This is a genomic window from Nocardia sp. 2TAF39, assembly GCF_052114905.1.
Classification (GTDB): Bacteria; Actinomycetota; Actinomycetes; order Mycobacteriales; family Mycobacteriaceae; genus Nocardia.
This window is the reverse complement of the sequence record NZ_JBFRFQ010000043.1, coordinates 14905-26959: the sequence shown is the minus strand read 5'-3', so window position 1 is coordinate 26959 and position 12055 is coordinate 14905. Positions and strand designations below refer to the sequence as shown.

The 12055-nt window shown below is 67.8% G+C and carries 1 protein-coding gene (cut by both window edges); it reads right to left on the bottom strand.

Window positions 1-12055, bottom strand: part of the annotated coding region (locus AB4Z47_RS23730) for an MFS transporter (protein ID WP_441953649.1) (this coding region is incomplete at both ends). The annotated region is longer than the window, extending 36589 nt past the left edge and 14904 nt past the right edge; 12055 of its 63548 annotated nt are in view.

The window sequence follows — 12055 nt, the reverse complement described above, 5'->3', positions numbered from 1 at the left end:
GGTCGTATTTCGCCTGCACCCATGGGTCTTCCGCCTCCGTGGAGGGCCCGGGTGGCGGCGTATACGCCTGCAATACGTGTGGATCTAGGTCTGCCGGATCGATGCCCAGCAACAGCTTCAGCCACTCCCGGGTCTCGCGGTAGCCACTCTCCACCTCTTTCAAGGTCTGCGGCCCCACTCGCAGGCTCGGGGTTTTGGAGTAGGCCTTGATGGATTCACTGTTACGTAATTCACGCAGCGGCAACATCTTTGGCATCGTGTCTTCGGTGTCCTGGAGCTGGCGTGCCAGCTCTTCCAGGCTCGCGATCTGTCTGGCCAGCGCATGGACCGGGCCTGCCGAATCCAGTCCCAGCTCGTAGCGCGAATACGCGTCATAGAGTGCGTCTTCCAACGCCTCGATACGACGCGCCCGGCTGGTGTACCGCGCGATGTCGCCGACGTTCCGCATCACCTCGTAGTGCCGCCGGAACCGGTCCAAGGCAGTCTGGAACTTCGCCCCAGCCGTCACCCCGGGGCGGCTCTGTCGCAGATCGGCGAATTCCTCCTGCACCCGCCGATCGACGGTCAAATCCTGCTCCGGGATTTCCAGCAGCTCGGCCAGCTCCCGACGGTAACCGCCGAGTTCTTCTTCGAACACGCGCCGCGTCCCCGAGTTCGGGTTCAGCAACTCGGTCACGCTGCGGCCGGGGCGCGCGAACTGGGCCCGCAGTTCCTGGTGTAGCTCGGCGAGCCGCCGGTCGTCGCGGCGGCGCAGCTCAGCCACCCCCTCCAACAGCTCGAGCGACACCGCGGGTGTGGCCCCGAACTTCCCACGCAACAACCGAGCCAGGCGTTCCCGGATTCCGGGCGTGGACTCACCTGGCACGCCTGCCGCACGCTGTTGCGCATTCGACGGTTGCGGCGGTGGTTCGCGGTGATCGCCTTCGTCGAACCGAACACCGACCCGCACGTTCTCGAAATCCCGGGCATGCTCCGGAAGTTCCGAAATAACCTGATCCTCGGGACCTTCCGCAACCCGCATCCCCAACACCGCAACCACACCAGCAGGCGGCGACCACTCCTCGAACGGGACATCCACCCCGAACTCGTGCACCACCACGACACCGTCGACCAACTTCACATTCACCGCATGACCCCACTGCGGCGCACGCCCATCCACACCCTCGTACACCAGCACCGCAACCATCGGCTTCCCCGTAGCCGCCACCCGAGCACGCACCTGCTCCAACTCGGTGACCGCCGGATCCCAACCCGCCCCCACCACTCCCGCGACATCCTTCAACAACACCCCACCCAGACCCGCCTCGGCCAACCCCGCAGGCGGCTCCTGCCCCAGCGCCGCCCACATATCCCGCCGCGCCTCCGGCACGCAATTCAGCTCGGCGTCGGGTGCATGTCCGGCAAAGTCGGCCCCGTTCGGCCGCGACGATTCCGGCCGCTGATACATCGCCAATTCTCCCGGTGCCGTCTGCGACGTCGACGAATGCCGAACCGGCGGAACGGCCGCCAGAGGTTCCGCGGGTGTCGTCAATGCTGCCGGGCCGAACGGGCCGCCCATACGTGCCCTGAGGTGTCGGTAGCCGATGCGTCTGGCGGCCTCGAAGACCCGTTGCGCCTGTTCGGTATCGGGGGCGATCCGTCCCGCGAACACCCGGCTGACCGTCGCCTTGGACATCCCCGCTGCCTCGGCCACCTGGAGCTGTGTGGGTGGCGTGGTGAAATACCCTGGCACGAAACGGTCCTCGACGAACCTCCCGGGGACGAACCTCGCCTCGATGAAGGTCGAATCGAGCACATCTGCCAGGACGGACGGAACCTGATACCCCAACCACCGGGCCGCCGCCAACACCCGCTGCTCGACCTCGGTGTACACCGGGCTGTCCCGGCCGAGCACGGTGATGACCGTGGCGCGGTCTACGCGGGCCAGACGGGCCACGTCGACCTGGGTGGGGTTCTGCGCCAACTCCCAGGCGCGGAATTCGCCAAAGCGTTCGGCCAGCCGCACAAGTTCGGGATTATCACCGGCCCAGTGCAATTCGGCCTGCAACCGCTCCCGATCGACCTGCCCGACATCCACCCCCATCGCGTCGGCCAACTGCAGAAGCAATGCCCGCACCTGCTCCACATCCACCGCACGCGGCCGCGGATACCAATACCCGACCCGATCCGCGGCCTGGAACACCCGCTGCGCCACATCCGTATCGGGGGCGATCCGGCCACTGAACACGTGGCTGACCGTCACCCGACTCACTCCGGCTTCCTCGCCTCCGGCTTCCTCGGCCACCGTCTCCTGTTTGGGCTGCTCCTGGAACCGGCCGGGCACGAACCGACCCTCGACAAACCTCCCTGGGACGAACCTCGCTTGGACGAACGCCGGATCGAGCACGCCCTCCCACACCGACGGCATCCGGAACCCCAACCACTGGGCTGCCGCCAACACCCGCTGCTCTTCTTCCGTGTGCGCGGGTGCATCTCGGCCGAGCATATTGTTGACGGTCCGCCAATGGACTCCGGCCAGCAGCGCCACTTCGTTTCGGGTGGGTTCGTGCGCCAACTCCCGCGTTCCGAGCCGGAGAAAAAGCTCGGCCAATTGCCCGAACTCGGTCTCCGCTCCGACCCGATCCCGCTCGGCCGCCACCGACTCTCGGTTCACCTGCCCGACATCCACCCCCATCGCGTCGGCCAACTGCAGAAGCAATGCCCGCACCTGCTCCACATCCACCGCACGCGGCCGCGGATACCAATACCCGACCCGATCCGCCGCTTCGAAGACCTGCTGCGCCACATCCGTATCGGCGAGAATCTCGCCGTCGAGCACCCGACTGACCGTCCCCGGGTCCACGTGTGCTTGCTCTGCCACCACCGCTTGGGTGGGCTGCACCCTGAACCAGCCGGGCATGAACCGACCCTCGACAAACCTTCCCGGCACAAACCGATCCGCGACGAAGGCCGGATCGATGACATCCTCCAGAGCAGCCGGCACCGGGTACCCCAACCACCTGGCCGCCACCAACACGCGCTGCTCGATTTCGGTGTGTTCCGGGCTGTTCGCGTCGAGCACTTTGTCAACGGTCCGTCCATAGACTCCGGCCAGTAGTGCCACGTCGGTTCGCGTGGGTTGCTGCTCCACCTCGAATTGTCCGAGCGCCCAGAGGTGTTCGAGGGCCGCGACCAGTCGACGGGCCTCCGGCGAGCTGGCCGCGTTCGCGAGCCTGCGCAATGCCGCGAGCGGATCGCCGGGTGTGGCGTCCACCCAGGTCCGGCCCAGCTCCGACACACCGAGCAACTCGGCCAGTTCACCATTCAGCTCGTCTTCGCGAACACGCAGCGCACGCTCGGCGTCGTCATCCACCCCTTCGGCCTCGAGGGCTGCGACCGTCGTCGCCGCAACATCCCGCTCCAACGCCACGCGACGCCCGATCCACAGACCGAGCTCGGGCAACCGCCCCGCCACCACCGACCGCGCATCCTCGTCCAACAGCAGCAGCTGCTCCTGCACAATCGCCGTTGCCTGCCGCAGCCACCCCGGACGGACCAACTGCGCATCCACTCCCAACTGCTCGGCCAGTTCCATGAACAACACCCGCAGCTGTTCGATGTCCAGTGGCCTACGCGGCCTCGGGGCCGCTTCCTCATCGATCTCCAGATCAACTGGTGTCGACGGTGTTTCAGCACCGCCTCGAGCCGCTTCTAGTGGCAGTCGGAAGACATGGGTTGGTGTCTGATTGTCCCTTTCGACGAAAGCGATCATGGCGTCCACGTCAAGGAAGCGCGGGTCCAGAACGCTTTCGACGGCCGCGACCAATCGGCGGGCACCCGGTGTTGCCAGCTCGCCGAGTTGGTTCAGCTCCGCAAGCCGATCCTCGGTCGGCACGCGCTCCGTCACCGGCCCCAGCTTCGGCACCGCGAGCAGCCTGGCCAGTTCCCCGTCCAGGTCGTCTGCGCGAACACGCAGCTCACGCTCCGTGTCGGCATCCACCCGCCCGGCGTCGATCGCCGCGACCGTCGCACGCTCAACGTCCTGCTCCAGCACCACGCGACGCCCGATCCACAGACCGAGCTCGGGCAACCGCCCCGCCACCACCGACCGCGCATCCTCGTCCAACAGCAGCAGCTGCTCCTGCACAATCCCCACCGCCTGCCGCACCCACCCCGGACGCAGCAACTGCGCATCCACCCCCAACAGCTCGGCCAGCCGGGCACGCCGCTGATCCCGCATGTCGCGCAGCCGGGCCAGCGCGGGGGAGTCGGTGACACACAATTCCTCGAGGTTCACCCCGAGTCGCGCGGCGAGGTCGGCGCGCATCGACGGCAACGGTGACCGCCTCGAGTGCGGGTCCGCGACGGCGCCTGCCTGCAGGTCTGCCACGAGATTCCGCGCCACGGCCGTCGACGACACAGCCGCGTCACCCATGACCCTGGCCGCTTCGATCGGGCGCAACCCCTGCAGATAGACCAGATCGCAGTACCGGCGTTGGTTGTCCGGCAGCTTGTGGATCGCACGGAGCAAGGCCTGCAGATCGCCGCCCATCGCATCCCACACCGCAGCGGGAAGCCTCTTCCGCAATGTTCCCCGCAGCAACTGGCGCTTCTGTGACCCGGGCAGGGGAAGTTCATCCACATCCAGCCGTAACGCCGGCCCGCGAGACAAGAGCTGCGACAAGCTCTCCGGGACACTTTCGCGCAGCTCGGGAAGCAAATCTGCCTTGTCGCCCATGGCCCTGGTCAATTGCGGGCCGGTCAGCCCGTGCAGATAGCGAAGCTCGGCGAATACTCGTTGGTTCTCGGTGCGCAACTCCCCAATTGCCAGCAACAATGCCGCGAGATCGCCGCCCATCGTGCCCCGAACCATCGCCGGAACCCGGCGCCGCACGGCAGCCAACAGCGCGTCGTGCTCTGGCGAACCCTCCGGCGGAAGCTCATCCACCCCCAACCGGAACACCGGACCCCGCGTCAACAACTCGACCAGGCTGCCCGGGACCTTCTCGCGCAGGTTTGACACGGTGCTCCCATCGACGCCGATGGCTTCGGCCATCTCGGTCGCGGTCAGTCCGCGCAACCCGTGCAGGTACTCCAGTTCGGCCAGCTTCCGCTGGTTGTTCGTGGGCAGGTCTGCGACAGCCTCCACCACCGCCGCGAGACCACCGGCCACCACACGAATTTCGGCCGGAAGTCGCCGCCGCACCGCCGCCCACAACGCGTCGTACTCCGAAGAACCCTCCGGCGGAAGCTCATCCACCCCCAACCGGAACACCGGACCCCGCGTCAACAACTCGACGAGGACGCGCGGAACCCGGAGATGCAGGTTCGAGGCATCGTGTGCCGACATGCCTGCTGCCTCGGCCATCTCGGCCGGTGTCAGCCCGCGCAACCCGTGCAGGTACTCCAGCTCGGCCAGCTTCCGCTCATTGTTCCTAGGCAAGTCCTCCATGGCCGCCAGCAACTTCCCGAGGTCACCTGCCACCAGATCCCGGACGTCGACCGGAAGCCGACGCCGCACCGCCGCCCACAGCGTGTCGTACTCCGAAGAACCTTCCGGCGGAAGCTCATCCACCCCCAACCGGAACACCGGACCAGTGGCCAGGATTCTGAGCAGAATGCGCGGGACGGTTCTGTCCAGTTCGGGGAGCGAATCCGCTTCGTCGCCCATGGCCCGGGTCAGCTCGGGGTCAGACCGCCCATGCAGGTACCGACCTTCGGCGAAGTCCCGTTGCTGTGGGGGCAGTTCCTCGATCGACGTGATCAGCGCGGCGAGATCGCCATCCATCGCATCCCGGACCTCGGCCGGCAGCCTGCGGTCCACCGCCACGCACAGGATGTTGTACTCCGGCGATTCCTTCGACGGAAGCTCGTCCACCCCCAACCGGAACGCCGGGCGGGACAACAGTCCGACCAGGTGGCGCGGGACAACGCCGCGCATTTCCCCGACGCCGCTGGCAGTGACATCACCTAGCCATTCGGCCAGCTCCACGTGAGACAGGATGCCCAACCCATGCAGGTATTCCTGCTCGGCAAACTTCCGCTGGTTCTCCGTGGCAAGCAGCTCGATGGCCGCCAGCAACTTCCCGAGATCAGCAGCCACCGCACGGATCTCGGCTGGAAGCCGACGCTGCACGGCCGCCCACAGCGTGTCGTACCCCGAAGAACCTTCCGGCGGAAGCTCATCCACCCCCAACCGGAACACCGGACCACGGGTCATCAACCCGACCAGAAGTTCGGGAACTCGCTTTTCCAGGCGGGTAACGGTGTTGGGATGCAGGTCCATCGCCGCGCCGATCTCGGCCGCGGATTGTCCCTGCAGGTATAGCGCCCTGGCGAATTCCTGCTGGGCGTCGGTGGGCAGCTCGTCGAGGGCCGCCAGCAGCGGCTCGAGACCGTCGACAAGCATGCGGCGGATTTTCGCGGGCAGCCGCCGCAGCAGCTGGTCGTACTCCGGCGAACCCTGCGACGGGAGCTGAGCGGTATCCAGGTCGGACATGTCCGCTTCGGCTTCGATCGCAACCTCCCGCGCCAACCGGTTGACAGCGACGTCTTCCAGGTTGCCGAGCGCGACCGAGCCGTACTGTGCGAACTGTGGCACTACCGCGGCCTGGGACGGCGTGAGACCCAACCAGAATCTCCGCATCAGCCATTGCCGGTGGAGATCGGACAGCTGCCGCAGGCCGCCGTAGAACTGTTCCTGGCTCGCCTCCGCCACGGCCCGGAACACCGGAGCCGACTCGGGTATCCCTTGCGCCCGCATCACTTCCAAGGCTTGTGTACGAATTCGTTCGTACCGGATGCGGTCGATGACATCCGTGGCGACCCCGCGCAGCCATGTGCCGACATTCTGCCCCTCGGGGACGTCCCACCCGCGGCGATCGGCTTCCGCGAACACCTCACGGTTGATCCCCTGTGCCAGCTCCCGCAGCCGCTGCTGGATCTCCTGTGCCGACCCCGTCAACCGCTGCTGGATCCCCTGCCGCGCAGGCGGCTCCCCCAGCCGACCACGAACATGCCGAAAAACATCACGCCCGAACTCATTCCGCAACCCCTCCCGTGCCGCGGTGTTGCCCTCATCCCGCGCCGCGGCCAACAGCGCCGCCACGTCGGCACCACCCATCTCCGGTTCCTGCCCGATCCGGGTCCGCGGCGTGGCACCGGGAGCGTGGGCGGTATCCGGGCCGTATTCCACCGTCGCGGCACCATCGCCACGGCGGAAGATAACGGTGCTTTCCCGCACACCTTCTGTAGGAGGCGCCTCGGTGTCGGGAGTAGCGGTGGGCCGCCCGATGGCGCGGGGGTCGGCCGGAGTGTGCTTCCAGTTGCGGACCAGCACCGTCACGCCGTCGGCGGCGACGTACCGCTCGTGGACGTGTGAGCCGACCTTCTCCGGTTTATTCGGGTCGAAGTGGGCGTATTCATCGACCACCACAGCGGTGGCGCCCGGACCCAGGTCGCGCAGGATCGCGTCGATCTTGTCGTGCGCGGCGGGCCCGTCCGTGTCGTTGTGGAAAACCTCGTCGTGCCAACCGGCCTGCAGCAGGTCGGCGAGTTCGGCGTCCGAGCGGCCGTGGATACCGGCGTCCGGCACCTCGGGCAGTTCCAAATCCGGCCAGGTTTCGCGTTGGGAACGGACGACGTAAGAGGTGCAGTTGGCCGAAACACCCTCGAGTAGCTGGTCCAACTGCGTGAGGTCGTCGGTGTCCGGCGACCGGTGCCCGGCCGCACCGTCACCGGATTCCAGGCCGGGAGGGCGTCCCTCGAGGTCGATGCCGGACGGCAGCAATGCCGCGTAGGTCCGCGCGGAGTCGAGGATGTCCTGGCCGACGGGCAACGCATCCACCTCGAGCTCCGCCATGCTCCAGCCGAGTCCCGGACGCCGGTAGTGGCGCTGCACTCCCATCATGTTTTCCAGGTCGCGAGCCAACTCCAGGCCTGCCATCGACGCCAGCCCGTGGGCACCGATATACACGACCGATGCCTGTGTCCCACTCGGGTCGAAAGCGTCCGCGGCAGCGTCCATCGCCTCCGCCAGTGACACCGACCCCAGGCGACCCGCCACGGTCATTGTGATCCGGCTCGCCGTGTCCACATCGCCGAACGCGGCGATCAGCCGCTTGGGACGGCTGTTGTCCACCAAGCCCAGCGCCGGTAGATCAACACCCAGCGACAACACGTGCACCGGGGGATGGCCGGGCAAGGTCGCGGCGCGGCGTTCGGCGGCTTCCAACGCCAATACCCGGTCTTCCAGCAGCGCTAGTTCTGCTGTGCCGTTGGGGATCCGGTCGATATTGCCCGCCGCTTGCTCACCCCGCAGGAATTCGAGTCGCTGAGCGAGCAGCATCCGGTTGGCGCGGTTGCGCCACCGCGCCGGAACCCCCGGCCGCTCGGCGAGTTCTTCGGGCGCCCCTTCCACCAGCACCCAGCGCTCGTCCAGACTCAGCGTCCGCCACTTCGCCTCGAACTCGTCGGCGTCGACCACCACTTCGCCGCCGAACAACCGGTACAACAACGCATTCGCGCGTACTTGCACCGTAACCAGGTCCTCAGGCAGCTGCGGCAACACCGCCTGTTCGCCGACCGAAGGGACGCGCTGCACCTGCGCCCGCATGGCAGCCAGCTCACCCGACTCATCCGGCGCTGCCAGCTCGCCGAGCTGGGCAGCAGCAGCAGCAGCCAGGAACGCCTCTTGGGCCGGGGAAAGCGGCGGGGGTCGACGGACCATTTCGACAGCGCCGGTGGCGTCGGTTTCGAACTGTTTGCGGCGCACGGTCATCCGCTCGTCGGCCAATGCCTCGTCCACCAGCGCGGCACTGGCCGCTCCGTCGACGACGAAGCTGATCGGTGCGCCGGGATGTCCGGCGGCCACGGTGGCCAGGTCGCGGGCCAGCCGGGCGGCGTCGATGCCCTGCCACACCACCGCGGTGTGCGCCCGATGGTGCATCCCCTGTGCCTGTCGAGCGACGAAATGTTCGTGCGCCTGGTACAGCCCGACCCGCAGCATGTCCGGGTTCGCAGGCCCGGCGGTGACGAACACGGTGATCGCTTCGGTGTCGGGCCCACCGTCGATCAGCGCGAACGAGCGGCTGTCAGGTGCTTCCTGCAGCGGCAACGCCAACGGCCGGACGATGGGGGCCCTGAGATCACGGCTCTCGTCCTGGTCGGAATTCGTGAACGCCCGGCGGGCCCGCCAGGCGGCGCGGCGCAGGTCCGCAGCGATGGCATGCAGCCGCCGGGTTTCCGCGGTGTCGCCGTGTGCGCGCCGGTCTTCGAGTCTCGCCCGCAGCTGCGACCGCACCGCGTCGGAGCGCTCGGTGCCTACCACGCCGTCGCGGTCGGCCAGCAGCTCGGGCGCCGCCTCGGCGAGCATCTTCAACTCTTCAGGCGTAAGACTGTTCAGCCACTGCAGCGCCTCGGCCGGGTTGTCGAGGAACTGCAGTTCCAGGGCCAACTCCGGGCCCCGGTCCGGTCGGAAAAGGCTGAGATGCGCCGGAGGGGCGACGGCCATCACCCTGGCGGGCGGCTCCCCGACGACCGCGCCGATCCCCTTGGCCGCCAACTGCTCCCGCGCAGCTTCTGTCACGGCGGGACCGTCCTCGCCCATACTGACGAGTTCGATCGACGGCTTGCGGTTCGACGGGCGTGCCCCGTGCATCTGTTCCAGCTCACGGACCAACACCGTCGCGTCGGCGGTGTCCAGATCGGTGTCATAGGGTGCCCGTCCGTGGGCGGCGTCATCGTCGTCGTGGCGGTACAGCACATACACCGCCACCGAACCGCTCGCGGACCACTCGATCTGCTCAGCGACCTCGTCCGGATACCTCAACAGCTCTTCGATAGAGGTGGCGGTGTCGGCCACGACGGCGAGCACGGTGTCCGCGGTTGTCGGGTCGCCGTACTGGAAGAGGACCCGGCCTCGATCGCCGTCTCGATCGTGCCGGTTGTACTCCAGCAGCCGGGCCGGCCCGAGACCTTTGCGCTCGACAACCTCGTCGACCTCCATCGACAGGATATCCACCGCCCCGAGCTCTCGCCCGTACGACGAAACCTGTTGATTGGCAAGCTGATTGCGCTGCTCCCGCAACGCGCCCCGGTTTTCCCGGTCGCGTTCGGCGGAACGCGACGGGTCCTGGTCCTGCGGAAGCCCGGCCAGCATGACGTCGAGCCGGTCGTCAGCGCCGGCCAGCCGGTCGCCTTTCACGAACGGGACAGCGGCGTCGCCTTCGGCGTCGGCGACGAGGGCTTTCACCCTCAGGATGCCCAGCCGCTCACGCTCGCGCAGCCACTGGCGCACTTCGCCGTCGCGGAAGATTCGCTCCTCGTTGCCGACCCACTCGTGCACAACCAAGTGACCGTCGTCGTCGAGCTCCACCTCGAACATGTGCCCGCCCGCGCGGCCCCCGTGCCGGAACACCATGGCGCCCGCGGCCGCACCGCCGTGCTCGCTCACATGGTTGATGAGCGCACGCAGTGACGAGAAGTGTTGCCAGTCCGTGTCCGCGGCCTCGGCGGCCGCCCATTCAGGCACCCCGGCCAGGCCCTGGTGCTCGACCATCACCGCCGTGGACCAATCCTGCGGCAGCTTGCGGTGACGCTGCCGGAATTTCACAAGCCGGTCCACTGCCACCCGTGCGCAGTCCGGCACACCCGTGTGCAAGGGATGCTGCGGCGCATCGGTGGTCGGAACCCACGGTTCGAACTGTTCGGTGATCTCGGCCAGGATGTCCTGGATCTGCTCGTCGATTCGGGCGAGCCGGGTGGCGGTATCGGAGCCGGCCGGGGCCACCGCGGTGTCGAGGTCGACGACTTCCGCGCCGCCACGGCTGCGCGAGAGCCCATCGAGCAGCCGAGCCCGGTGCAGCAACCAGGTGAAGCGGCGGTCGACCGCCAGGTACGCCTCGACCGCCTCGACCCGAGCACGCTGAGTTCGATACTTCGTGGCCAACTGCCGGGTGACGAACGCCCCTGGAGTGCTGCCCAAAGCACCCAGTTGCCGTTGCAGTTCCGCCTCGGTCAACTGTGCCGACGACAGCGACAGGCGTGCGACCAACTCCCGGTGCAACGCGGCCCGCTCGGCACGAGCCGCACGCAACGCCGTCGGGTCGGTGAGCTCGGGCACCCGCCCCAGCCCGGCCAGGTCTCGGCGGGCGGATGCACGGGACGCGTACGCCTCGCGCATCTGGTTGAGCAGGGTGTCGACACCCACGACCTGCGCCCGGCTTTGCAGGTGCCGAATCTCGGTATCCAGGACCACGAAATCCGGAATCGCTTCGACGAATTCGGCGATCCGCACCCGGTCGCTGTCGTCCACAGACCGCCCCAGCAGGACGGTGAGGGTCTCACGCATCCGCTGCGGCGACAGGTCGTCCAGGCTCAGCTCGTCGAACTCATCGATCGCCATGTCACGGGCCAGCCCCCGGATGGCATCCACAACCTGGACGCCTCGCACCAGACGCCGAGCCTGTAGTGCGGTCAGCTGCCGTGCCGCCTCGGGCGTCCCCCAGTGATCGAGGCCGTGCTCGGCGGCCAGATGTTCGGCGAACCGGCGTACTTCCGCGTCCGCCGACAACAGCCGGAGCGCGTCCTGGAACAGGCCGGACAGTGTCGCCTCGTTGGCCGAGCCGGTCGCCTGGGTCGACAATCGGTCGATCGTCTCGAAGACCAGGTCCGGTGTCAGTTCGGCCGCAGCGACCTCGACCGGGAGCCCTTGCAGCTGACCGACCAGATCGGCGATGCTGTCGGCAGCCTGCTGGTAGTCGGCGCGCGCGGCCACGAGCCTGCCGCGGATCTCCCATTCCGCTCGGGTCGGTACCGCATCGACCTCGGCCGTCATGCCCTGGTCCGGCGACAGGTGGAAGACCGCCTCGGAACCGCCCGGGGTGCCGGTGATCCGGTTTTCCGGTCTGCGCCCGTACGGGTCGCGTGCGCGGCGCATGGCGTTGTAGGCCACAAGCTGACGTGTCAGCTCGGTCGCGTCTGCGGCGGCCCGGTCTTCGGCCGAGGTGACAGGGCTGCGGCCCTGCCCACGCAGTACCGCGATCACCACGGTGTCGTCGTCACCCGCCTCGGCGAA